This window comes from Barnesiella sp. An55, assembly GCF_002161555.1.
Taxonomy (GTDB): domain Bacteria; phylum Bacteroidota; class Bacteroidia; order Bacteroidales; family Barnesiellaceae; genus Barnesiella; species Barnesiella merdipullorum.
This window is the reverse complement of sequence record NZ_NFHZ01000003.1, coordinates 102,131-126,299: the sequence shown is the minus strand read 5'-3', so window position 1 is coordinate 126,299 and position 24,169 is coordinate 102,131. Positions and strand designations below refer to the sequence as shown.

The following is a 24,169-nucleotide window of genomic DNA, read 5'->3' as shown; positions in this document are numbered from 1 at the left end:
TTTTTATTAAATAATGTATAACTGCAAGTGGTCTTATAAAGCGCTTGAGACAGCCCGATTTCAGAATTTGAAATCGACCCCGAACATGAAGTTGATACCCTGCCCCGGCATGCCGTAGGCGATATCGTACTTGCGATTTAACACATTGTCGGTGAGGCCATAAAGCGAGAACCACGGGGTGAAGGCATAGGAGGCTTTCACGTGTACGAGGTGCATGTCGGGGATAGAGCCCAACACCCCATATTTGCGCACGGCGGCAAACTCGTATCCGGCCTCGAGATAGAGACTCGACAACGGTTTGTAGCGCACATCGATTTCGCCCTGCCATTGCGGGCGGTCATACGACACAACCTGCTTGCCACGGCTGGTGGTCCAGCGGTAGTAATCGACCCGGGCCGAAGCTTCCCACAGAGTGCCGTAGCGATACGACATGTCCAGCCCGGCTTTGAAGGCATAGGCATCCATTCCCCAGAAGCGGGAAACACCCGTAAACTCGCCGTTCAAGGTCTGCTCGGGCAAGAGGAAGAGTACTCGCTTGCCTATCTCGTATCCGCCCGAAAGGCCCAACGAGAAGCCTCGCAAGGCGTTGACCCGCAACCCCAATTGGGCATCGAGCGGGATGTAGCTGTTATCGATCATGGCCGAGGGGTTGAAGTAGAGCGTATAGGCCGATACCCGATTCCAGGTATTCAGCTGTTTACCACCGGTGAGCCAGGTGTAGAATTGCAGGTTGGGCACGATGGTCCAGTCGAACCGTATGTCGGGAGCAAAGCGGAATATGGTGCCGTTGTTAAACGAGACATCGGCCTTGACACCGGCCGAGAGCGACACCCGGTCGTTGTGCCAGTTGTAACTGGGATTGAGCGACAGCATGGCATAGCCCGACACCGACGGCAGATGGCTGTAGCCCACATAGTCGAACACACCATCGATGGCAATATCGCTATGTTTGTCGATGGGGGCCATGAGGGAGAAGTCGGCCTCTACCACATTCTCGGCCGCCCCCTTGTCGCCCGACAGATAGCCCCGCTGGTAACCATAGCGATAATAGGCCAGCGAAGCCTTGTAGCGCATTTGTGCCTCGGGATTGTTGGAGGCAATATCGCTCTTGAGGAAGAAGCGGTTTATCTCCTGTCCGGGCGAAGCGATGCCCTGCACACCGGGATAGCGCAACCCGTAATAGTTGAACGAATCGTAGCGATAACCACCCCGGACACCCAGGTCGAGTTTTTCGAACGTGTGCCGATAGTCGGCCACCAACCGCTCTTCGAGTTGCCTCATCGTGCGCGAGGTTTCATAGCCGGGCAGCTTTTGGTTGTAATCGACCGAGCCGCAGGTCGAGCGATGTTGCCACCACACTTCCAGGCGATCTTTCTCGTTCTGCAAGATGCGGTAACCGGCATTGCCTACCATATTCCAGTAGTTTCCCAAGCCGAAGTCGAAATAGCCGCGCGAGCCATTTTCCCGTGCCGGGTCGCCAAATCCACCCGGTTGCAGTTGCACAGCCCGAGCCTCGAGCGAAGCGGGCACCGTCCAGTCGCTGTATTGTATCGACTGGCGGGTAACGACGGGAGCCTCGACCTCGGGCAGGGTATTGATTTTCGACGCATCACGCACAATGGGCGTAAAGTCTTTCTCTATGGTTACCTCCCGACGCAGGGAGTCGGCCTGCTGAGCCGACAGCATAAACGGGATTATCAATATCGTCAAAAAAGAAAAGCGTTTCATAAGTTCGTTGTATTGAATCGTTTTACTCTGTTTTACCCAACCGGGCCAGACGCTCGTCGATGCGGGTCATGATATCGTCGTCGCTCGCCGGATAGTTGTTGCGCAAGCTTTGCAGATATTGCCGGGCCTGGAAGGTCTCGCCCCGCTTCTCATAGATATCGGCCATGAGCAGGAAGCCGCGGGCCAGCCAATAGCTGTGGGGAGTGCCCTTGTCGATAAAGGCGTTCAAGGTCTTCTCGGCGTTGTTGAGGGCCTTGTTGTCAAACTGATACTGAGCCAACAGATAGGCACTTTGTGCGCCGTACAGCGAACGGGTGTCTTGCGAGAGCTCCGTCCAATCGGCGGCAGCCTTCTCGCCCTGCTGGGTGTGGACATAGGCATCGGCCCGGGCAAAGAGTACCTCTTGCCGCAAGTCGGGCGACAACTTGCTCTCGTCCAACAGACCTTCGGCCGAGGTCAGTACCAGGTCATACTGCTGCTTGTTGCGGGCAATGCGCAACATACCCAGCCAGGCCGCCTGCTTGTTCTCGCTGGTGGTAGCCTTCTTCTCGAGAGCCTTGAAGCCTTCGAGGGCCTCGTCGTAGCGATTGTTCACATAGAGTATCTCGCACTTGCGGGCCAGTGCCTCCTCGGCGAATTCGCCATCAGGAGCATGGGTTACCACATAGTCAAACGAAGTGAGGGCCTTGTCATACTCCTTGGCGGCAAACGCAGCCTGCCCCACGTAGAAGTTGGCCGGTATGCCGAAGGCTCCCGAGGGATAGTTGCGCAGGTATTTCTCGAGTGAGGCCACCCCTTTACCCGTCATGTAGGTGCGCTCGGCGGCCATGTAGGAGAGCGAGTCGAGTTCGGCCACCGGAGCCTGCTCGGCCAATCCCACACGATTGAGGTAAGCGGCATAGGCATCGACGGCATCCTTCTCGACATAGACCGATTTCAGGTCGGCCACGGCCACACGGGCCTCTTCGCTGGTGGGATAGCGCTCGATAACCTGCTGGTAGGCCGCAATCGAGGCGTCGGTCTGCCCGCTGTTGAAGTAGATCATACCCAGTTGCAGGCCGCCTTTGCGGGCCACTGCACTCTGCGGATAGCTGGCCATCAACTGGCGATAGCTGGCAATGGCTTCGTCGGTGCGATTGAGTATCGAGTAGGCTTGCCCCTTCTCGAACCAGGCATTGGCCAGGTAGCTCGAGCGGGGATATTGGGCAATGAGTTGATCGAGCAATTCGATTTTGCGCTCCTGGTTCTTTTGCAGCCCGGCCATAAAGGCTTTCTGGAAGAGGGCGTAGTCGCCGCTCGAGGCATCGGTCTGCTGGGCCCGGCCATAATACTGCTCGGCATCGGCATACCGGCGGGCGTAGTAATAGCAGTCGCCGGTGCGGGCATAGGCATCGGCCAACAGGCGTTTATCGGCGCCCGACTGGGCCGAGAGGTAACGCGAGAAGCCGTCGAGTGCCTGCGAAAAGTTATGTTGCTTGAACTGGCAATAGGCCCAGTCGTACCAAGCCAGGGCATACATCTCGCTCTTCTTGTCTTTGCAACTCGAGAGGTAGGTCGAGTAGTTGCGGGCAGCCGTTCCGTACTGTCCCTGGCGGTATTGGCACTCGGCCAGCCAGAACGAGGACTTGGCCCGTATGTCGGCATCGTAGTTACCCACGGCAATGGCCTGGGTGAAGAGTTGCCGGGCCTCATCGATGCGGGCGTTGGTAAAGGCCTCGGTTCCCAACTGGAACAGGATGCGCTGTTTGGCAGCCAATATCTTGCTGTCGGGACGCTGTATCTTCTCGATTGAGGCCAGGGCCGACCGGTAGTTGCGGGTCGTCATATAGACCTCGACCAGATAGTCGTTGATTTTATCGGCATAGCGCGAGTCGGGGAACTCGTTGAGGAAACGCTCGAATACCCCCACCGAGTTGTCGAACGGCGAGGCCGAATGATCATAGAGACAAAGGGCATAGTTGTAGAGCGCCGTCTCGCGCACCTGCGTGTCGTAGGTGCCCTGCGAGGCCATCTCGAAAGCCATGCGGGCATTGTTTTTGTCGCCTGCCCGCAGATAGGCCTGGCCGATGTAGAGGTAGGCATTCTGCGACAGAGCATCGTCGGGGCCGGTAACCCGGCTCAGATAGTCGATGGTGCGCACATCCTCGCCCCGACGGTAGGCGATGATACCCAAGGCATAGAGCGACGAACGCTCGGGGGTTCCGCAGCGCTGCAAATAGCGTTCGAGATAGGTCGTGGCCGACTGGTCGTCGCCCTCCTGGTAGGCACTCTCGCCCAGCAGACGGAGCAGCTCGGTATAGGCGTCGGCCTCGGCCATGGGGTGAGAGAGCAACTCTTTCCCCTCGCTCAATACCTGGGCAAACCATTTCTGCTTGAAATAGATTTGCAGCATGTGCAGCCGCGCCGAATAGCCGTATTGAGCATCGCCCTTGACCTTGGCAAAGTTGCTCAAAGCGGCTTGGTCGTCGCCTTCGTTCATCTGTATGTAGGCCAGGTAGAAGGTGGCTCCTACCCGGTATTTATCTTTCGCCACGAGAATCTGGAAAAGAGGTTTGGCCGCCCCGGCATCGCCGGTTTTCAACAGCGAGCAGGCGGTGTGATAGCCCCAACTATCCTCTTCGTCGCCGGTGAGCAGACTCACATCGACCGAACGGTAGGCTTCCAGAGCCCGGTCATACTCTTGCCGGTCGTAGTAATAGTCGGCCAAAGCCAACCGGGCCTGCAAGGTGTGCGACGACTCGGGATACTCGCGCAGAAAAGCCGTCAGGCGGCTCACCGTCTGCGACGAGTGGTTGCGGGCCTCGGCCAGGGCCAGATACCAGTCGGCCGTCTCGCGCAACTCACGCGGCAGATCGCCTGCACAAGCCTCTTGCATGAGATCGGCACAACCCACATAGTTCTGCTCCTCGAAAAGAGAGATGCCTCGCTCTATCAAAGCCCGGTAATCGTTATAAACCGGCACCCCCGGTTTGGAGGCCGAGAGCGACCCCGCACAGGCGATTCCCAGACATATCACAATTGCTCGTTTCCTGAACATAGTTATTTTGATTTAAGTTCCGAACTGTCAACCCATTTATACAATTTGTCCGACGGACGTATCTTCTCATCGACCCGCATCGAGAAACGATCGCCTTTCACAGCAGTCTCGACCGGTTTCAAATCGACCCGTATCTCTTCGACCTTGCGGAAGAGCGCCCCGGTCGTGGGCCCCGTGATGAGTACTTCGTCGCCCACGCTCAACGACCCGCTCTCGAGCAGGAACTCGGCTACGCCCAGGTTGGAGAAGTATTTCACCCCCTTGCCTACATAGACCTTGCGTTTGGTGGCTGCCGACCCATAATTGTGGGTCCACTCGCCCAACCGCTGACCCAGGTAGTAGCCGTTCCAGAAACCGCGATTGAAGACCGTAGCGAGCCGTTCGTCCCACCGGGCTATCTTCTCGTCGGTAAAATCGCCGGCCAGATAGGCATCGATGGCCTCGTTGTAGCACGAGACTACGGTGCGCACATATTCGGGACCCCGGGCCCTCCCCTCGATCTTGAATACCCGCACGCCGGCATCGATGAGTTTGTTGAGGAAATGGATGGTTTTCAAATCTTTCGGCGACATGATGTAGGCATTGTCTATCTCGAGTTCATCGCCCGTCTCCTTGTCTTTCACCTCGTAGGAGCGACGGCAAATCTGCATGCAGGCACCCCGATTGGCCGAGGCGTTCATCTCGTGCAGACTCAGGTAACACTTGCCCGAGACGGCCATGCAAAGAGCGCCGTGACAGAACATCTCGATGCGCACCGGCTCTCCGCCCGGGCCCACGATGTGGTCGCACTCGATGGCCTCGTGGATGTGGGTTACCTGCTCCAGATTCAACTCGCGGGCCAACACCACCACATCGGCAAAGCGGGCATAAAAGCGCAATGCCTCGGTGTTCGAGATATTCAACTGGGTCGATAGGTGCACCTCGACTCCTACCTCGCGAGCATAGGTCATGGCAGCTACGTCGCTGGCGATAACGGCCGTGAGTCCCGCCTCCTTGGCCGCATCGATGATACGATGCAGCAGAGCGATATCGTCGTCGTAGATGACGGTGTTGACGGTGAGGTAACTCTTGATATGGTGTTCGTTGCAGATGCGCACAATCTCGTGCAGGTCGTCGATGGTAAAGTTGTTGGACGAACGGGAACGCATGTTGAGCCCCTCGATACCGAAGTAGATCGAGTCGGCTCCTCCCTGTATGGCGGCGGCCAGCGAGTCGTAGGACCCCACGGGCGCCATAATTTCAAAATCGCTTCTCTTCATCATGAATCACTGTTATTTCCCGGTGATTATCTTTTTTATCTCATTCAGTTTGTTCAACGCCTCGACAGGGGTGAGGTTGTTGATATCGGTTCGCAGAATCTCGTCGCGCACCTGCGAGAGCACGGGGTCGTCGAGCTGGAAGAAACTCAGCTGCACACCACCGCGCGACGAGGCAATCTCGGCCGTAGGTTTGGCCAGGCCCGTCTGCCGGTTCTCCGACTCGAGCTGCTTCAATATCTGGTTGGCCCGTTTGACAATGCTCTGAGGCATACCCGCCAGCTTGGCCACATGGATACCGAAACTGTGTTCGCTGCCTCCCCGCACCAGCTTGCGCAGGAATATCACCTTGTTGTCAATCTCCTTGACCGACACGTTGTAGTTGACGATGCGCTTGTATGTGCGCTCCATCTCGTTGAGTTCGTGATAGTGGGTAGCAAAGAGGGTCTTGGCCCGTGCCCTGGGATGCTCGTGAATGTGCTCTACAATGGCCCAGGCAATGGAAATGCCGTCGTAGGTACTGGTGCCGCGCCCCAACTCGTCGAAGAGTACCAGACTGCGCTCCGACAGGTTGTTGAGGATATCGGCCGCCTCGGTCATCTCGACCATGAAGGTCGATTCGCCCAGCGAAATATTGTCCGAAGCTCCCACACGGGTGAATATCTTATCGACAACGCCGATGCGGGCCGCATCGGCCGGAACGAAACTACCGATTTGCGCCATGAGCACGATGAGCGCCGTCTGCCGCAACAGGGCCGACTTACCGGCCATGTTGGGACCCGTAATCATCATAATCTGCTGCTTGTCGTTGTCGAGCTCCACGCTGTTGCTGATGTAGCTCTCGCCGGGGGGCATCTGCTTCTCGATGACGGGGTGACGCCCCTCCTTGATATCGATGGTGAGCGAATCGTTGATTTCGGGTCGGATATAATGGTTTTCGACAGCCGCCTTCACAAACGACAACAGGCAGTCGAGTCGGGCAATCAAGGTCGAGTCGAGCTGGATGGCCGGAATATAATCGGCCAGGGCCAGAACGAGGTCGTTGAAGAGCTGGCTTTCGAGCGAGAGAATCTTCTCCTCGGCCCCGAGTATCTTCTCTTCATACTCCTTGAGTTCCTGAGTGATGTATCGTTCGGCATTTACCAAAGTCTGTTTGCGCACCCAGTCGGCCGGCACCTTGTCCTTGTGAGTGTTGCGCACCTCGATGTAGTAACCGAACACGTTGTTGTAACCCACCTTGAGGCTGGGGATACCCGTGCGGTCGCTCTCGCGCTGCTGCACATGCAGCAGGTAGTCTTTGCCCGAGGTGGAGATTTCGCGCAGGTCGTCGAGTTCGGCGTTGACCCCCTTGCTGATGATGCCTCCCCGGTTGGAGACGTTGGGGGCATCGGGCACAATCTCGCGTTCGATGCGGTCGCGTATGCTCGCGCAGCAGTTGAGTTGCTCGCCTATGCGCTGCAACACCGGCTCGTCGCTCTGCTCGCAAACGGCCTTGATGGGCTCTATCGCCTGCAAGGCTACCTTGAGCTGTACCACCTCGCGGGGCGAGATGCGCCCCACGGCCACCTTCGAGATGAGCCGTTCCATATCGCCTATCGTATCGAGCTGCGGGTCGATGACCTCGCGCACCTCGGGATGGCGGAAGAAGAACTCCACCCCGTTGAGCCTGTCTTCGATGGGCTTCACATCTTTCAAAGGGAAGATAATCCACCGCCTGAGCATACGGGCTCCCATGGGGGTGACGGTGCGGTCGATAACATCAAGCAGACTCTTGCCCCCTTCGTTCATAGGTGCTATCAGCTCGAGGCTGCGCACCGTAAATTTGTCGAGGCGCACATACCGCTCTTCCTCGATACGAGCCAGCGAAGTAATGTGCGAGATGTGTGTGTGCTGGGTGATGTCGAGGTAGTGGAGCAGCGACCCGGCCGCAATGATGGCACAAGGCATATTGTGCACACCGAATCCCTTGAGGTTTTTGGTCTCGAAATGGCGTAACAGCCGATCACGCGCGGCATCCTCGGTATAGACCCAGTCGTCGAGTTCGAAAGTGAAGAAACGGTTCCCGAAGTGCTCTTCGAAGAGTTTCCGTTTCGTACGCTCAAACAGCACCTCTTTGGGCGAGAAGTTGCCCAGCAGTTTATCTACATAGTCATAGTCGCCCTCGGCCGCCAGAAATTCGCCGGTCGATATATCGAGAAAGGCTACGCCCACCTTGTTGTTTTTCCCAAAGTGAACACCACCCAAAAAATTATTCTCCTTATGATCCAGTATCGTGTCGTTGATCGACACACCCGGAGTCACCAGCTCGGTAATGCCCCGCTTCACCAGCTTCTTGGCCAGTTTGGGGTCCTCCAGCTGTTCGCAGATAGCCACCCGCTTGCCGGCCCTCACCAACTTGGGCAGATAGGTGTCGAGAGCATGGTGCGGAAAACCGGCCAACTCGACATACTGCGCGGCGCCGTTTGCCCGGCGGGTAAGCGTAATACCCAGAATCTCAGATGCTACGATGGCATCTTCCGAAAAGGTCTCATAGAAATCCCCGACTCTGAAAAGCAGTATCGCATCGGGATGCTGGGCCTTCATCTCGATATACTGTTTCATCAGCGGAGTTTCAACAATTTCCTTGGCCACGATATATTTCTTTATCTTCTTGTTTACTACTGTTTAAGAGAAACAAAGATAAGGGTTTCGACCGAATTTGTGAAATTAAAAAAATGTAAACGCCTTTTATCGCTTCGTGAAAAGGATAAAAGGCGTTGCTCTATTCGAGACTCGGGGCGACCGGCTTACCCGGCCGTTTCCCCGGGTGTGCCCGATCAATAGCTGTACAACCCGTAGTTGGGGTCGTTCGAGATAAACTCTACACGGTCGAGTATCCACGTTTTCAGCTTCTCGACATTCTCTCTGAAGTTGAACGAACCTTCGGTAACTCCCGGCTCTACAGACCATATCAAGCCATTCTCCAGGGCCGACGGCTCAATCTCGTCGGCATACTGGTCCATATAGTCCAGAAGCTGCGGCAGCAGATTGGCCTTGAAGTTGTCGAACTTCTCTTTATAGAGAGCCTTGAACTCGGGCCGAGTAGCGATGCTCTTCAAGAACGGGCCACCATATTGCGGATAATCGAACGTGTCCAACATAGGCAGGGTGGTCACCTGGTTTTCTACACCGTCGTTATAGGTAAATCCCCAGTCAAAATCCCAGATGGGGCCGAAGTGATAGACATCCTCGGCATTGGCTTTGTAGAGATAGACACTCTTGGGCCACACCGGTTCGCGGTTGCCACACACGTTATAGACAAGCAGGTAGTTGACAAGCGACTCCATATCGAGACTGGTTGAGAGGTCTTCGCCTTCATACACCTTCCGTTCAAATTCGGTAAAGTCATCGCCCCAGGTACTCAACAACGACTCGGGAGTCACCCCCTTCAGCTCAGCTATCTCGCTCAGGTCGGGATCCTTTACCATCATGGGGAGGTTGTAATACATCGACCAGAATTTATAGGCCTCGTCGAAGTTGGTATCCATCTCAAACAAGATACCGCTCTCCTCGTCGATATCGACACTTGCCCCGGTGATACCTATCTTCTCGGTGATGAAGTAGGCCCCTTTGAAAATACCGTTGAAATAGACTCTTATCGGTTGGCAGTGATTGGTATAAGGCATCTCGAGCAATTGGCCCAGCTTCAGGGCAACGGCATTGCGCATGAGGGTACAATCGATGTAGTTGGCAATGAGAGCATAGCTCTTGGCTTTGGCCAGACCGCAAATAGCGATTTTCTTGTCGAACTTCAACCGATAGGGTTTCTTGACATAGTTCCAGGTGCTGTTACCTCTACCCTTGATCGAAACGGCCGTAGGCTCCAGGTCATCGACGACACCGTTGCCATCGATACTGATCATGGCACTGAGATACAACTCCTTGTCGTAGAGTTCGGTCAAATCGGGATAATCGGGAATGGTTATATATACGGTGGGCACATTCTTACCCACTTCGCACCGGTCGATGCTGGAGAGTGCCACAGGTAACCGCCCCTCCTGAGTGTTGACGATGAGGCTGTCGAGCGAATCATCGTCGGAGAGGTGGTGGGTCATATTGGTAATCTCCTCGGCCTTTATCGAGTGAAAGTTGACATCGTTGCGATAGATGTGAAGCCAGGGATCTGGTTGCTCACCATACGACAACAGCGGGAGCAACAGGAGAAGGAGGAATAATTTTTTCATGTGTATATATTGAACTACTTGTATGACAATTGTTTATTTAACTCTCTACCGGGAATCATCAGCCCCGCTTGTTGACCATGATTTTGCGTGATACATCGCGATAGTTCACGACATAGACCCCATGGGGCAACTGTGCCAACTCGAGGCGGTAGAGCCCGTCAACCCGACTCTCGGCGACCATGACTCCCTTCAAATCGTAAACCCGCACAACCGTACCTTCGGGCAAACCGGCAATCTGCAACTCGTCGGCCGTGACGATAAACGATTCGCCCGTCACCTCATCGACACTCGAAATGGCACGTTTCGTATAGCGGAACCCCGATATATCGGCCAGCGCAAAACTCTCGTTGGAGTCGGCACTCTCAAACACGAGGGCATTATCGACGAACTTCATCGTCAAATCGGGCGACAATACCACACTGGCTATCGTATTGTCCTTATACTCCACGTCGATTACCTTCTTCAAGGTCTCGGAGTACAGCATAAAATTCAGGCATAAGCATATGCCCAACAAGCATACTTTTTTCATCGTTAATATTATGATTGGATTTATGTTTTTGTCTATAAATTTAAGGATATCTCAATTGCATCGACTCCTATGCGGGAGCACCCATTTCATTATTTCGCGGCAAAATTAAACATTTTTCTTAAAACAAATTAATTTTTATACAATTTATCCATCTTGCTCATTCCGAGCCTTGGAACTCCCCTGCACCCGATTGATGTCGAGGGCTCATTTCACCCATACAGGAGAGTGATTCCCTGGACGCTCAAGATTTCTCTCCCCCCGAGAAGAGCACGCCTCAACGGTCGCCCCAGTTCTCGCGGTCGAGATTGCGATAGTTCACCGCCTCGTTGATGTGCTGCACCTGCACCGCCTCGCTCCCCTCCAGGTCGGCAATGGTGCGAGCTACTTTCAAAATGCGGTCATAGGCCCGGGCCGAGAGGTGGAAACGGGCCATGGCATCCTTCAGACGTTTCAGACCGGCGGCATCGGGCACGGCATAGCGGTTCAGCAGCCGGGTGGTCATCTGGGCATTGCAATAGATGCCGGGATACTCGGCAAAGCGAGCGGCCTGAATTTCACGAGCGGCCATGACTCGCCGACGTATTGCCTCGCTCGACTCGGCCGGGCGGGTGTCGGATATCTTCTCAAACGGCACGGGCACAATCTCGACCTGTATATCGATGCGGTCGAGCAGCGGGCCCGATATCTTTCCCAAATAGCGCTGAATGGCTCCCGGACTACAGATGCACTCCTTGTCGGGATGGTTGTAATAGCCACAGGGACAAGGATTCATCGAGGCAACCAGCATTACGCTGGCGGGATATTCGATAGAGTATTTGGCCCGGGCGATGGTGATTTTGCGATCTTCAAGCGGCTGTCGCATCACCTCGAGCACCTGTCGCGAGAACTCGGGCAACTCGTCGAGAAAGAGTACCCCGTTGTGTGCCAGCGATATTTCGCCCGGCTGGGGATAGGAACCTCCACCCACCAGCGCTACCGACGAGATGGTGTGATGGGGTGCCCTGAATGGCCGTTGCGACAACAACGAACTGCCCCGCTCCATACGGCCGGCTACGGAGTGAATCTTGGTTGTTTCGAGCGCCTCTTGCAGGGTGAGTGGCGGCAGTATCGACGGCAACCGTTTGGCCATCATCGATTTGCCGGCTCCCGGCGGCCCTATGAGTATGATGTTGTGCCCACCCGCAGCGGCCACCTCGAAGGCGCGCTTCACACTCTCCTGCCCCTTGACATCGCTGAAGTCGAGGTCGAAGTGGTTGCACTCCTTGAAAAACTCGGCCCGGGTATCGATTACGGTAGGCTCCAGCTCGAGCTCCCCGTTGAAAAAGCGTATCACCTCGGTGATATTCTCCACGCCATACACATCCAGATTATTGACCACGGCAGCCTCCCGCACGTTGGCTTTGGGGATAATCAGCCCCTTGAAGCCCTCTTCTCTCGCCTTGATGGCGATAGGCAGAGCTCCTTTGATGGGAAGTACCGACCCGTCGAGCGAAAGTTCGCCCATGAGCATATAGTCGTTGAGTCGATCGACCCCTATCTTGCCGTCGCTGGCGAGAATACCAACGGCCAGAGGCAAGTCGTAGGCGGCCCCCTCCTTGCGGATATCGGCGGGCGACATATTCACGATAACCTGTCGTCGTGGAAATTTATAGCCGTTGTGTTCTACGGCCGAGACAATGCGTTCGTGGCTCTCTTTGACCGCCGCATCGGGCAGCCCCACCATGAAAAAACGAATCCCCTGCGAGCAGTTCACCTCGATGGTGACGACCAGGGCGTCGATGCCCTGCACGGCTGCTCCAAACACTTTCACCAACATAGTAATAGATTAAGATTTCGTGTCACACAAATCGGCTATGGTTTGACCAAGCGGTCGATATAGACCCGCATCGAGTCGGGCGGAAGCCCGCGCGCCACCACACGACCGGCCGAATCGGCCACCATCAGGTAGGGCAGGCGATGTATCTGCAGCCACTTCACCCCGGGATAGAGGTAGCCCCCTTTGGCCCAAAGGCGGGTCCAACGTGTGGTATCGGCCACCACAGCCTTGTGCCACCTGGCGCTGTCGCGGTCGAGCGATATGTCGATAACCTGCAGGGTCGAATCGTCCCGAGCGGTCATCTGATTCAAAAAGTTCTCATACTGGCGGCTCCCGGCTGTCTCGGCCGCCCAGAAACAGAGCAGCGTAGCCCGAGCCTTCTGGGCATCGATCACCAGGTTGGTATCGGCCAGCGTCACCAGCGAGAGATAGGGCAGCACCGAGTCTTTCTTCAACTCGGCCTTGAACTCCCGATAGCTGACCAACGGAGCCCCTGCGCCACCGGCAAGTACCCCTTCGTCGAGCAACCCGATGAGCGAGTCGCAAGAAGCCTCATCGGCCTCGCCCAACAGATAGTCATTCAACAGAATGGCACTCACGGGCGAATCGTGATGCTTGCCCACATAGGTGGCTACCACCCCTTGAAGCTCCCGGCACAACTGCTCGTAGCGACGGGTGCGCGAACCCGATGCCGAGGCATTGCGTTCGGCCATCCAGGTCTGCAACAGCTCTTTATTCTCCTGGTTGAACTTAAACAACTCCTTGTTCAGCGCACTGCCCTTCACCTTGAGACCAAACGGGTCTTGCCCGTCGCCCGACAGTTCGATGCGGTCGCCGTTCTGCACGTAGAGCTGTATGAACGGAGTCTTGTCGAAATAGTAGAATTGGATAGGTATGAGCTCGGGCGAGGAGTTCTTGAACGAGATATATCCGTTCTGCGGATTGAGAGTATCGACCACAATGCCACTCTCGAGCTGATAAACGGCATAGAGGGGACGACCGCCCAGATTGTTGAGGGTGCCTTCGACCGAAAACTCGTTGCTATTGCCGCCACAACCACTCAACAGCAGCACGCATACACACAGAATCGCGCCTATCTTACTCATGCAAAACCTTTTTTCTTTTCTTGCAAATGTACTCTATTTGCTGGAGAAGCCAAACTTTATCGCTCTAAAACCCATAAACGGCACCGAACTTTCTGAAAAAAAAGAACAAAATGACCGCCCTTTTTATCTACACGACACACTCAAATTGACCTACTTTTGCGGGTATAAAACGGGGGCCTGTAAAATTTACGGGATTACTTGTTTTTTGCCTCCGACTTTCAATATATTTGCAAAACATCTGATACCTTGTCTATGAAACGACTTGCCATCCTCCTCCCCCTGCTCCTTCTGGCTGTCGCTGCCGGCGCACAGATACGCAGCAATGTACCCAAATACAACCCCGACAGCGTGCGCGCAGAGCTTGACAAACGCCCCTACTTCTCTCTTTTCAAAGACAACTACTTCATTGGCGGTACCACCCTGGGAGCGAAACCTACCGGGCAGAACTCCGATGTAAAATTCCAGTTGAGCATCAGCCAGCGACTCACCAAGAGCAAGCTGCCCTTCGATACCTATCTGTTCATCACCTATACCCAAAAGGCTTTCTGGAACGTATTCCAGCAGTCTCTGCCCATGTACGACCTCAACTTCAACCCGGGTATAGGTCTCACCCACCCGGTTATCTATCACGACCGGTTCATCGGGCAAATCACCCTACTTGTCGAACATGAATCGAACGGGAAGGACAGTATCTGGTCACGCAGCTGGAACAAGGTATCGTTCATGGGGGCCCTGGCGGTCGATCACAACATAGAGCTCCAGTTCAAGACTTGGATTCCCATTATCGACAGCGGCAACAACCGCGACATACTCAAGTATTGCGGCATCTTCCAACTGGCAGGCAGCTACTTGAGCGACAACCGACGATTCGGCGCCTCGGTCATCCTTACCAAACGCAGCGGCTGGAACTTCAATTTCAACACGGTTATCGAGTTGAGCGCCCGCCTCTTCAAGAACGAGAACCAATACCTGTTTCTGCAATACTACAACGGCTATGGCGAGGGGCTGCTCGACTACAACAAATTCCACTCCCGACTACGCATCGGGTTTGTCATCAAGCCACAAAACTTCAGCAACTTTTGACAGCCTGCGCCTCTGTCAAGAAGCGGCAAGGCCTACGGCGAGAAACGAGCGAAGGGTGCACTCGCTCAAAAATCGCGGGTACACCCTTCGTTTGATTTCTTAAATCGAGACTTTTTTAGTCGAGGCCGAAAGCCTTCTTCACCGTATCGACATAGTCGAGTTTCTCCCAGGTAAAGAGCTCCACCTCGCGCACCACCGGCTCGGTGTTGTAATGCGACGTGAAGGTCTTGACCACCGTTTGCGGTTTGCGACCCATGTGACCATAGGCTGCCGTCTCCTCATAGATGGGGTTGCGCAACTTCAAACGCTCCTCGATAGCCCGGGGACGCATGTCGAATATCTCGCCCACGCGACGGGCAATCTCGGCATCACTCATGGCCACATGCGACTTGCCGTAGGTATTTACATAGATGCTTACCGGCTCGGCCACACCGATGGCATAGGATACCTGTACCAGAATCTCATCCGAAACACCGGCAGCCACCAGGTTCTTGGCAATGTGACGGGCGGCATAGGCAGCCGACCGATCGACCTTCGAGGGGTCTTTGCCCGAGAAGGCTCCACCTCCGTGGCCTCCCTTGCCCCCATAGGTATCGACAATAATCTTGCGGCCCGTCAAACCCGTATCGCCGTGAGGCCCGCCAATGACAAACTTGCCCGTGGGGTTGACCAGCAACACCAGTTGGTCGTCGAAGAGGGCACGCACCCGCTCGGGTAACTGGGCAATGACACGGGGCAGAAGCACCGTTTTCACATCGTTATAAATCGTCTGCAACATCTCACGGTCGGCAGCATCCTGAGCCTCTTTCGAGCCATCGACCGGAGTCACGAACTCGTCGTGCTGGGTCGATATGACAATCGTGTGCACACGCACCGGCTCGTTCTTCTCGTTATACTCGATGGTCACCTGCGACTTCGAGTCGGGGCGCAGATACGACGTCACCCGCCCCTTGCGCAGATAGGTCATGGCCGAGGCTTCGCGCCGGATAGCCGCCAACTCGATGAGCAACAGGTGCGACAGGTCGAGTGAGAGCGGCATGTAGTTGTCGGTCTCGTTGCAGGCATAGCCAAACATCATACCCTGGTCGCCGGCCCCCTGCTCCATGGCATCGGCACGCTCCACGCCCCGGTTGATATCGGCCGACTGTTCGTGAATGGCCGAGAAGATGCCGCACGAATCGGCATCGAACTTGTAGGAACTCTTATTGTATCCAATGCGGTGAATGACCCGACGGGTCACCTCCATTAAATCGACATAGGCATTCGACTTAACCTCGCCCGCCAAAACGACCTGCCCGGTCGTCACAAGGGTTTCGCAAGCAACTTTCGAGTTGGGGTCATAGGCCAGAAACTCGTCAAGCAAAGCGTCCGAAATCTGATCGGCCACTTTATCGGGGTGTCCTTCCGACACCGATTCCGAGGTAAACAAATAGTTCATTTCTCTCTTGAATAAATAGTAAATATCTCTTTTTCAAGGAAGAAAGACTGCAAAACCCACAAAAGTAAAATGATTTTGATAAAGCCGGACGGGCCTCGGCGAGACCCCGTAACGCAGTTTTAGCATTTTTTTTCGTGGTTGCAAGCAGCCAAATCCTTCCACAGTTTTTGCATTTGCGCGGCAAAGATAATACACACCTTGGGCAATACCAAATTTTTGCCGATGATTTCGCACACATCATCCCGCCGGCATGACAGGGGCAGACCAGACACATGCCGCCCCTTCGGCTATCGAGTTCTCAAGCCGGCCAATATGTCGGTGGCCGTCTTGCCCAGCACGGGGTGCAGCCACTGCGGGGCTATCTCGGCAAGAGGTTCCATCACGAAGGTGCGCTTGTGCATGTAGGGGTGAGGCAGTACCAGGGCATAGGTGTCGAGCACCTGGCCGTCATAGTCGAGCAGGTCGATGTCGATAAGCCGGTCGGCGTAGCTGCCATCGCTCTTGCGGTGATCCTTGCTACCCAACTCCCGTTCGATGGACTGCACGGTCAGGAGCACCTCCTCGGGCGAGAGGTCGGTATCGACCGCCATAGCCGCGTTGCAAAAGGTGTGTACCGACTGATATCCCCAGGGCTCGGTTTTGTAGAACGACGACACGGCTACGACCGGGCCCACCCGATTGCCTATGCGGTCGATGGCTTTTTTGATGATTTGCTCTTTATTTCCCAGATTTGAGCCCAAGCCCAGATATACTCGTTTCCCCATGGTTTTATGCTTTTTTGCGCTACTAAGATAGCAAAAAGGGGCTTTTTTGCAAAAATCTTTTCTCTAAATTTTCGCGAAAAAAGAGCAGAAATATTGGCGGTCTTTGACGAATAGTTTATCTTTGTCGCCGAGCGGCTGTTGTTTGCGACAGTCGTTTTTTGTCCTTTGATCATATGCAACAAATGATTGTCAAAGAGAAGTATGCAACAAGTCTGTACAGCCTGTTTGCTCCATAGCGGGGCGAGCAGCGTGTAACTGTATCTGCCTGTCGGGAGGGCCGGACTGTTGCGTTCTTTGACGTAATCGGAAAAGTTACGTTCGTTTCGTCCTGGGAAACGAGCGTGGTTCAGTTGTCGTTTTCGCGTGAGGCGAAGAGGGCAGCACACAATCTCTTTTTCTCATTTTTTCACCTTCAAATCATTTGTTGTTATGAATAATCTCACGTTACGAATCATGCGTTCGCTGGACGAATCGTGCAGCGGACCCGAATATGCCTGCAACCTGCTGGTGGCCGAAATTGCCTCGGATGCTCCCATAGCCGACACTCGAGAGTGGTCGATACGAGTCTATTCGGAGTGTTATCAACTTTTGGGCTGCGGCGTGTGGCAAAAGCCCAACGGTCGCAAACCGCCCCGAAAAATAAGGCTCAACCTTTACTCCGACAGCTATTGGGACGAACCTCTCTGCCACCTGTTTCTCTATTGCAACGGACAGCCCCGATGGTATGCCTCGTTTCCCCTCACGGCCAATTATGAACGGTGGACAGGGGTCGAACTCGAAGCGGCGACCGACCACCCCGAGCAACTCTTCTTCGTCAACCACTTGAGTTACCAAGGTTGGTGGTGCCGCCTGAAACAGGAGCGGGTCTCACCGGCCATCATCGGAAACTTGATCGAGCAACTGTACCATCGGGCCACGACGCCCAACCCGATGCCTCATTGGGTCGTGTCGGGCACCGAGAGTCGGGCTGCAACCTTTGCTACCGATATCCTGGCAGCCAGTCTCACCGACAATACCCCGAAGGCTTGTTGCCGGTTCTCGCTCAACGACCTGCTCACGGGTCGCGTGGGCTGGTCGCGGTTAAAAGAGAGTTTCGAAGGGAAAAAGGCGGTAGTAATACAGGTGGAACGAATTGGCGACGACGACTCGGCCGAGAATATGCTCGACCTGCTGGCCGACTGGCTCAGGAGTCCGAGAGCGCTACCCTGTATCTTCTACGGGACCGAGCGAAATATCGACCTCCTGCTGCAATACATTCCGGCCTTGGGCGACCTGTTTGACGACCGCTCAAAGATCGAACTACCGAACGATCCCGAAGTCCCTATGTGCAACGATGACAACGAGCCAGTTGCATCATACCCCTTCGCGACCGACCGTCACAGCACCCCACTCCCGAACAAGGGGAGTGTCGATACCCCCTGCGTGGCTATCGAAAAACTGGAGAAACTGATAGGGCTCTCCCGCCTGAAGAGCGACATGCGGGATGCCTGGCTGATGGCTCGCTTCGCCCGGGAGCGTCGGCAACTCGGGCTGGCCACAGAGAGTGACGACCGCTACCACATGATCTTCTATGGCAATCCGGGCACGGGCAAAACAACGGTGGCCCGACTGGTAGGTGAGATCTATCACCATCTGGGGCTGCTCTCGAACGGACACACGGTAGAGACCTGTCGCTCGCAACTGGTAGGCGAGTTTATCGGCCAAACCGAGCAGCGTACCCAGGCGATACTGGAGCAGGCCCGGGGTGGCGTGTTGTTTATCGACGAGGCCTACACGCTCGTGAGCCACAACCGCGAGTCGAACGACTTTGGCAAAGAGGTAATCCACGCCTTGCTCCCGGTGCTGTCGGAACCTCACCCCGATATGATTATCGTCCTGGCGGGGTATGAGGAGAAGATGCAAACCCTGCTTCGGTCGAATCCGGGGTTGAAGGAGCGTTTTCCCCTGCAATTCCACTTCGAGGATTACTCGGCCGACGAGTTGCACGCAATTGCCTGCCAACTTCTTCATGAGCGTGAATTTGTACTCACCCGTGAGGCCGACCAACGGCTGACCCGAATCATCGGTCGAACGGTCGCCCACCCCGATACCGGCTTCGGAAACGGGCGTTGGGTGCACAACCTGGTCGAGCAGGGTATCGTCAAAAACATGGCGCGCCGCATCATGACCATGAACAGCCACGACTGCACCGACCGGGCTCTGCTCAGCACGATTGTAGCCGCCGATATCGACCGGGCCGAAGAGTGGCTCTCGAGCTCTTCCGGCCCCCGCACAATCCTGCCCATGCCCATCGGGTTCAGGGCCTGAAGCTGCACGCTGTCTCCCCCAAAAAAAGAGGCTGCCCCGTAAACAGGGGCAGCCTCCTGGACGACAGACCGTCGTAATGGCGAATCGGACGGAACCGATTACAGTTTCACCTTCTTGCTCTTCCCGTCGCTCTCGTTGTGCATGCGATCCACAGCCGTGACCACATAGACATACTCGCGTGTGCCCCGCACATAGGGGAGCCGATAGCGGGTGTCGCGGGTAACCGTGACCAGATGAGAGGTATCGTAGAGATTGATCTTCTCGCTGGGTGTAAACCGATAGACACAGAAATAGATCTGTTTCTGCATCTCGTCTTTGGTATCTTTCCGTTTCCACTGCAACTCGTAGCCGTCGGGGGTCCAACGGGCCTTCAGGCCTTTCACCTCGTCGGGGGCCTCGCTGTCGATAAAGGTATAGGCGGGAATAAGGGCCGGCACGGCATGATAATAGTTGCGCAAGTCGTCGGCAATGCCTTTGTAGTTCTCGAGCAACGAGTAGCCGGGCCAGAAACAGTTACCACCCACATGGTCGAGGTAGCGGCTCAGCTGCATCTTGTGGTTCAATTGCGTGTAGATGGGATTCACATCGGTAGCATTCATGGTGCGCACCACATCCTGCCCAATGTAGAGGTGACGGCCGTTGGCATGGTTGTTCCACCAGTAGATGAGCGTCTCGACACAAGCCGCCTTGTGGCCTATCTCCCAATAAAGTTGCGGCAGCATATAGTCCACCCAACCGTTGCGAGTCCACAGCAACACGTCGGCATAAAGCTGATCGTAGTTTTGCAGGCCGTTGGTAGCGCTGCCGTCGGGGTCACTCTTCTGGTTCCGGTAAATCCCGAAGGGACTGATGCCGAAACGTACCCACGGCTTGCGGGTCTTGATAATCCCACTCAACTCCTTGATGAGCAAGTTGACATTCTCACGACGCCAGTCGCCCCGCTCCAGGCCGTTGCCGTAACGGGCATAGCTGTTGTCGTCGGGGAATTCGCTGCCCGCAATGGGATAGGGATAGAAGTAGTCGTCCATGTGGATGGCATCGACATCGTAGCGAGTCACGATATCATCGACCACCTTACCGATAAATTCGCGGCACTCGGGCAATCCCGGGTCGAAATAGAGTTGCTTGCCATACTGGACAAACCACTCGGGGTGTTTATAATAGATGTGCGAAGGCGCCAGCGGTTCACTCGAGACCGTCCCCACCCGATAGGGATTGAGCCAGGCATGCAACTCCATGTTGCGGACATGGCACTGTTCGATAAGATATTGCAGAGGGTCCCACAGGGGGTTGGGCGCTTCGCCCTGCTTCCCGGTGAGGTATTTGCTCCAAGGCTCCAGTTGCGACGGATAGAAAGCATCGGCCGTGGGACGCACCTGGAAAATCACCGCGTTGATACCTATGTGCTGAAGGCTGTCCAACATCTGGTTGAAATAGCGCTGCATCGAGTCCCGATCCATCTCCCGATAACGGCTCTGCCCTACCGTATGAATCCAGGCCCCACGAAACTCCCGCTTCGGGTGCTCGTCGGCCCGAACCAGACTGCTACCCAGGCAGGCAAGCAGCAGGAGCGATAAATAAATTTTAAGTTTCATTGTCTTGAATTTTGTTTCTGTGTCAAAGATAGTGCAAGCCGAGAGCAAAACCAAATTTATTTGGGCTTTGCCGAGGCGTAGCTTAATTCAGAATATGGAGAAACAGACTTAAAGCTTCAGCCACCGCTGCACGGTGAGGCGATATACTACGATACGCACCTTGTCGGCCAAAACCGAGACTACAAACACCCCTATCAAAAACGCGAGTGTATAAAGGAACGACAGCGAATAATGTGCCTCGATGTAGTCACAGGCCGCCTTATAATAGGGATTGACTGTGCTGTCCATGTGAATCAGATAGACAGCAAACGCCGAAGCCGCAACAGAGTTGATCCAAGCAATGGAGCCCAAATTCAACTGCTTGAAAAAGAGAAACAGCGCCACCGACTCGAGAATAATCAACGGATTGATTAAGCTGTGAGGACTCTTCGAGATACCCGCCTTCAGCCCTGCAACAGCTATCCCCACCATCACGAAGCCGGTAACCAGATAAACGGCCAAATGAAACCATGCCGGCCGAGCAAATACACCCTCTTGGTTTTCACGCAGATAAGCGCCTATAAAATAGAGACCCATGAGACTGATTACGCTCATGCCCCGATTGAAATCGACCGCCTGTCCCACATAACCCCACACGGTACCGAAAAGGTAAAAAGCCAGGATAAAAAGGCCCAATTCCCGCCGGGTAGATTTCTCGATAAAGCTATTCAATACCGGAGCTATCACATACAGGCCTATATAAGCCTCGATAAACCAGCGGGTTGAACCGTTGTAGAAAGCGCGCAAGAGTCCACCCAACTCGAACGAACCCGTTATCGCAGCCATCGCCAACGGACAGACAATAACCCAAAAGAAAATCTGGAACAGCAAATTGGCAAATGACTTCAACCGCCAACGAATACCAAAATAGCCCGAGATGAGAATAAAACAGTTGACGCATACGAAACAAATGCTGCGCAACTCGAGTGTAAATAGCGTCCCGAGCGTATCGTGAACCAGGGTCTCGCCAGTCGGGACCGGCCGGGATGGAATATAATGAATCATCAAAACGAGGAACATCGAGACAATTCTCAACAACTCGATATTCGAACTGCGTCCCTGCGTGCGAGACATTCCTCTATCCTCTATTGCTCGAGCTCCGGCCTCCATAGCTATTCAATCCTGTGACTCCTTGTTTGTAAATCTTGTTTCAAAAACAAAGATAGCGCAAGCCGAGAGCAAAACCAAATTTATTTGAATTTTGTCGAGGCGAAGTCCATCTTCAATCCCTTATCTCCAAGAACACAGAGATGCAGACTCAAGAAAAGAATCGATACGATTTTACACCTTTTACAAATTTATTGTCCGGCTTTTTGAAAAAATAAGACTCACCACACTTGACACACAGCCACTTCGTACTATATTTGCACTGTAATCTCATTAAATACATTATATCCTATGAAGAAATTACTTATCCTGGCATGCATTGCCGCCGCTTCGATAATCGCTTTGCCGGCTGTTGCCCAAAATACCAAGAGCGAAAAGGCTAAAACAGAATGTTGCAAAAAAGAGTGTGCTAAAAAAGAGTGTAAATGTACCGACTGCAAGTGCAAAGATTGTAAAGGTACTTGTGGGAAACAGGCTTCCTGCAAAGGCAATTGCAAAAGCAACTGCCAATCGGCTACTCCTTGCTGCAAGGAGAAAGCCAACTGCAACGCTACTACCAAGTGCGGACAAAAAGCTCCTTGCAAAGCCAACTGCAACAAGGGCCAAACTCCCTGTTGTAAAAAAGGCAACACAAGCAAGTAAAATCGATTGATCGAAAAAAAGAAATGGAATAAGGGCTGAGTCGAGTACCATCGACACGGCTCTTTTCTTTTTGTACCCCCTGCTGTATCCAATCCATCCCCCCGCTGAGCTACCGGGCAAACATAGCAACCCGGCACAATCACCGCAAAAGGGCGTGAAAAAGCCCTGTTTTTCTCTTAAATTATATTAAGTCCACCATTCCCCTGTTGCCTCTTTCCAAAAGATAAGTACCTTTGCGTCGAATTTTTATACGTTTATTTGTATGACAGTATCATTGAACAGACATCGCTACACGATTGCACAGGGTATCGCACGGCATACCTCGCCCACGGTGTATGTTCACTGGTTCAGTGGATTCATTTGAACCGTTACCCTTCTACACAACGGGAGGGCTGCATTTCCGCACACCTCCCCCCGGGCCCTACTGCCCGCTTAATCAAACCATTCAGTTTTACATCATCGCAACAGAGCCCCTCTGGCCCCGACAGCCGGTGGTACACTGTTGCACAAAGATTGCACAACCATGTTACGTATTCTCGTTTTACTCATCATAGGAATAGGTGTAGGTGTACTCCTGCGGGGGCGCTCCTGCATCAAGGCGACGAAATGGAGCATCCAGGCCACCGTCTGTCTTTTATTGTTTGTCTTTGGCGTCTCGATAGGCTCCAATCGCGACCTCATCGACAATCTCTACAATTTTGGCTGGCAAGCCATGGTCATAGCCTGCCTGGGCGTAGCCGGAAGCATTGTAGCCGCTTGGGTGGCCCAACGGCTATTTCTGAAGAAAGGAGGTAAGTTATGAAAGAGAATCTGTTCATTCTGCTTTGCTTCATTGCCGGTATCGGGCTGGGCCTCTCGCAACAAGCTCCCGACTGGCTGCTGGGACACGATCTGCCCATGATTATACTCTCGCTCCTCATCCTGCAAGTGGGGATAAGTCTCGGCGGCGGCACCGACCTGCGCCACATCATCCACTCGCTCAACCCCCGCATGTCGTTGCTTCCCCTCTTTACCATTGCAGGTACGTTGCTCTTCTCGGCCATAGGGGTATTGCTGCTGCACGGGCGCAACCTCAGCGACTGCCTGCTCGTGGGTAGCGGTTTTGGATACTACTCGCTGTCGTCGGTACTGATTGCCGACCTCAAAAGCGCAACCCTCGGCGTGCAGGGTGCTACCGAACTGGCTACCGTAGCGCTGCTTGCCAATGTCATACGCGAGATGATCGCCCTCTTCGGCACTCCTACTTTGGCCCGTTGGGGAGGACGACTGGTACCCATATCGGTGGCTGGTATCAACTCGATGGATGTGTGCCTGCCCATGATTGTGCGCAACACCTCGCGAGGCGAAGAGCTCATTCCCATAGCAATCCTGCATGGCATAGTGCTCGAGGTGAGTGTACCTATCCTCATCAACGCTTTCTGCTGATACAAACTGCACCCCTCCCGCTGGGTCTCCAAGCTATACACCCATTCGTCCCGACGGGGACGAATGGGTTTGTT

17 protein-coding genes are annotated in these 24,169 nt (G+C 54.4%); 4 read left to right on the top strand and 13 right to left on the bottom strand.

Going from position 1 to position 24,169, the window contains the following annotated elements; translation table 11 throughout:
• Positions 1-60: 60 nt before the first annotated feature.
• The 8 genes from B5G10_RS02845 to B5G10_RS02810 all read right to left on the bottom strand — a co-directional run bounded on the left by B5G10_RS02845 (position 61) and on the right by B5G10_RS02810 (position 13,695).
• Complete coding sequence (locus B5G10_RS02845; RefSeq protein ID WP_143241039.1) at positions 61-1,728, bottom strand: TonB-dependent receptor; 1,668 nt, start codon at positions 1,726-1,728, stop codon at positions 61-63.
• A 22-nt stretch (positions 1,729-1,750) separates the two neighbouring features.
• Complete coding sequence (locus B5G10_RS02840) at positions 1,751-4,765, bottom strand: tetratricopeptide repeat protein (RefSeq protein WP_087423262.1); 3,015 nt, start codon at positions 4,763-4,765, stop codon at positions 1,751-1,753.
• A gap of 2 nt (positions 4,766-4,767) precedes the next feature.
• The gene (locus B5G10_RS02835; protein WP_162612474.1) at positions 4,768-6,024 is read right to left on the bottom strand and encodes a peptidase U32 family protein; all 1,257 of its coding nucleotides are present in this window, start codon (positions 6,022-6,024) and stop codon (positions 4,768-4,770) included.
• A gap of 12 nt (positions 6,025-6,036) precedes the next feature.
• The gene (gene mutS / locus B5G10_RS02830; protein WP_087423260.1) at positions 6,037-8,652 is read right to left on the bottom strand and encodes a DNA mismatch repair protein MutS; all 2,616 of its coding nucleotides are present in this window, start codon (positions 8,650-8,652) and stop codon (positions 6,037-6,039) included.
• 185 nt (positions 8,653-8,837) lie between these two features.
• On the bottom strand, positions 8,838-10,244 hold the full coding sequence (locus B5G10_RS02825) for a CotH kinase family protein (RefSeq protein ID WP_087423259.1): 1,407 nt from the start codon (positions 10,242-10,244) through the stop codon (positions 8,838-8,840).
• A 58-nt stretch (positions 10,245-10,302) separates the two neighbouring features.
• On the bottom strand, positions 10,303-10,728 hold the full coding sequence (locus B5G10_RS02820) for a hypothetical protein (protein ID WP_143241038.1): 426 nt from the start codon (positions 10,726-10,728) through the stop codon (positions 10,303-10,305).
• A 319-nt stretch (positions 10,729-11,047) separates the two neighbouring features.
• Positions 11,048-12,589, bottom strand: coding sequence for a YifB family Mg chelatase-like AAA ATPase (locus B5G10_RS02815; protein ID WP_087423257.1), 1,542 nt, complete (start codon positions 12,587-12,589; stop codon positions 11,048-11,050).
• Positions 12,590-12,624: 35 nt separating this feature from the next.
• Complete coding sequence (locus tag B5G10_RS02810) at positions 12,625-13,695, bottom strand: DUF4369 domain-containing protein (protein ID WP_087423256.1); 1,071 nt, start codon at positions 13,693-13,695, stop codon at positions 12,625-12,627.
• Positions 13,696-13,947: 252 nt separating this feature from the next.
• Between B5G10_RS02810 and B5G10_RS02800 the strand changes: the two genes are divergently transcribed.
• Entirely contained in the window at positions 13,948-14,778 is an 831-nt protein-coding gene (locus tag B5G10_RS02800; RefSeq protein ID WP_087423254.1) for a phospholipase A, read from the top strand.
• A gap of 115 nt (positions 14,779-14,893) precedes the next feature.
• Here B5G10_RS02800 and metK read toward each other — a convergent pair whose 3' ends face one another.
• Entirely contained in the window at positions 14,894-16,216 is a 1,323-nt protein-coding gene (metK, locus tag B5G10_RS02795) for a methionine adenosyltransferase (protein WP_087423253.1), read from the bottom strand.
• 287 nt (positions 16,217-16,503) lie between these two features.
• Positions 16,504-16,980, bottom strand: a complete 477-nt coding sequence (gene folK, locus B5G10_RS02790) for a 2-amino-4-hydroxy-6-hydroxymethyldihydropteridine diphosphokinase (RefSeq protein ID WP_087423252.1) — start codon at positions 16,978-16,980, stop codon at positions 16,504-16,506.
• A 429-nt stretch (positions 16,981-17,409) separates the two neighbouring features.
• Here folK and B5G10_RS02785 point away from each other — a divergent pair, with 429 nt between their 5' ends.
• Positions 17,410-19,287 (top strand): AAA family ATPase, encoded by a 1,878-nt coding sequence (locus B5G10_RS02785; protein WP_087423251.1) that lies wholly within the window; start codon positions 17,410-17,412, stop codon positions 19,285-19,287.
• 98 nt (positions 19,288-19,385) lie between these two features.
• Here the strand turns inward: B5G10_RS02785 and B5G10_RS02780 are convergent, their stop codons facing one another.
• From B5G10_RS02780 to B5G10_RS12535, 3 genes are all read right to left on the bottom strand, one after another.
• Complete coding sequence (locus tag B5G10_RS02780) at positions 19,386-20,882, bottom strand: family 10 glycosylhydrolase (RefSeq protein ID WP_087423250.1); 1,497 nt, start codon at positions 20,880-20,882, stop codon at positions 19,386-19,388.
• 108 nt (positions 20,883-20,990) lie between these two features.
• Positions 20,991-21,995: an acyltransferase family protein gene (locus B5G10_RS02775; RefSeq protein ID WP_158098759.1), complete on the bottom strand. Its 1,005-nt coding sequence runs from the start codon at positions 21,993-21,995 to the stop codon at positions 20,991-20,993.
• Positions 21,996-22,328: 333 nt separating this feature from the next.
• The gene (locus B5G10_RS12535; protein ID WP_143241037.1) at positions 22,329-22,721 is read right to left on the bottom strand and encodes a hypothetical protein; all 393 of its coding nucleotides are present in this window, start codon (positions 22,719-22,721) and stop codon (positions 22,329-22,331) included.
• A gap of 472 nt (positions 22,722-23,193) precedes the next feature.
• Here B5G10_RS12535 and B5G10_RS02765 point away from each other — a divergent pair, with 472 nt between their 5' ends.
• Positions 23,194-23,472 carry a LysO family transporter gene (locus B5G10_RS02765; RefSeq protein ID WP_087423247.1) on the top strand — a complete coding sequence of 93 codons (279 nt, stop codon included), beginning with the start codon at positions 23,194-23,196 and terminating at the stop codon, positions 23,470-23,472.
• On the top strand, positions 23,469-24,095 hold the full coding sequence (locus tag B5G10_RS02760) for a lysine exporter LysO family protein (RefSeq protein ID WP_087423246.1): 627 nt from the start codon (positions 23,469-23,471) through the stop codon (positions 24,093-24,095). Before B5G10_RS02765 ends, B5G10_RS02760 begins: the two co-directional genes overlap by 4 nt.
• Positions 24,096-24,169 lie beyond the last annotated feature (74 nt).

Bases quoted from the DNA above. Each gene is read 5' to 3' on its own strand.
- B5G10_RS02765 (WP_087423247.1), top strand. From the start codon at position 23,194: ATGTTACGTATTCTCGTTTTACTCATCATAGGAATAGGTGTAGGTGTA.
- B5G10_RS02825 (WP_087423259.1), bottom strand. From the start codon at position 10,244: ATGAAAAAATTATTCCTCCTTCTCCTGTTGCTCCCGCTGTTGTCGTAT.
- B5G10_RS02845 (WP_143241039.1), bottom strand. From the start codon at position 1,728: ATGAAACGCTTTTCTTTTTTGACGATATTGATAATCCCGTTTATGCTG.
- B5G10_RS02835 (WP_162612474.1), bottom strand. From the start codon at position 6,024: ATGAAGAGAAGCGATTTTGAAATTATGGCGCCCGTGGGGTCCTACGAC.
- B5G10_RS02780 (WP_087423250.1), bottom strand. From the start codon at position 20,882: ATGAAACTTAAAATTTATTTATCGCTCCTGCTGCTTGCCTGCCTGGGT.
- B5G10_RS02785 (WP_087423251.1), top strand. From the start codon at position 17,410: ATGAATAATCTCACGTTACGAATCATGCGTTCGCTGGACGAATCGTGC.
- folK (WP_087423252.1), bottom strand. From the start codon at position 16,980: ATGGGGAAACGAGTATATCTGGGCTTGGGCTCAAATCTGGGAAATAAA.
- B5G10_RS12535 (WP_143241037.1), bottom strand. From the start codon at position 22,721: ATGGTACTCGACTCAGCCCTTATTCCATTTCTTTTTTTCGATCAATCG.
- B5G10_RS02775 (WP_158098759.1), bottom strand. From the start codon at position 21,995: ATGTCTCGCACGCAGGGACGCAGTTCGAATATCGAGTTGTTGAGAATT.
- metK (WP_087423253.1), bottom strand. From the start codon at position 16,216: ATGAACTATTTGTTTACCTCGGAATCGGTGTCGGAAGGACACCCCGAT.
- B5G10_RS02800 (WP_087423254.1), top strand. From the start codon at position 13,948: ATGAAACGACTTGCCATCCTCCTCCCCCTGCTCCTTCTGGCTGTCGCT.
- B5G10_RS02760 (WP_087423246.1), top strand. From the start codon at position 23,469: ATGAAAGAGAATCTGTTCATTCTGCTTTGCTTCATTGCCGGTATCGGG.
- B5G10_RS02840 (WP_087423262.1), bottom strand. From the start codon at position 4,765: ATGTTCAGGAAACGAGCAATTGTGATATGTCTGGGAATCGCCTGTGCG.
- B5G10_RS02820 (WP_143241038.1), bottom strand. From the start codon at position 10,728: ATGCTGTACTCCGAGACCTTGAAGAAGGTAATCGACGTGGAGTATAAG.
- B5G10_RS02810 (WP_087423256.1), bottom strand. From the start codon at position 13,695: ATGAGTAAGATAGGCGCGATTCTGTGTGTATGCGTGCTGCTGTTGAGT.
- B5G10_RS02815 (WP_087423257.1), bottom strand. From the start codon at position 12,589: ATGTTGGTGAAAGTGTTTGGAGCAGCCGTGCAGGGCATCGACGCCCTG.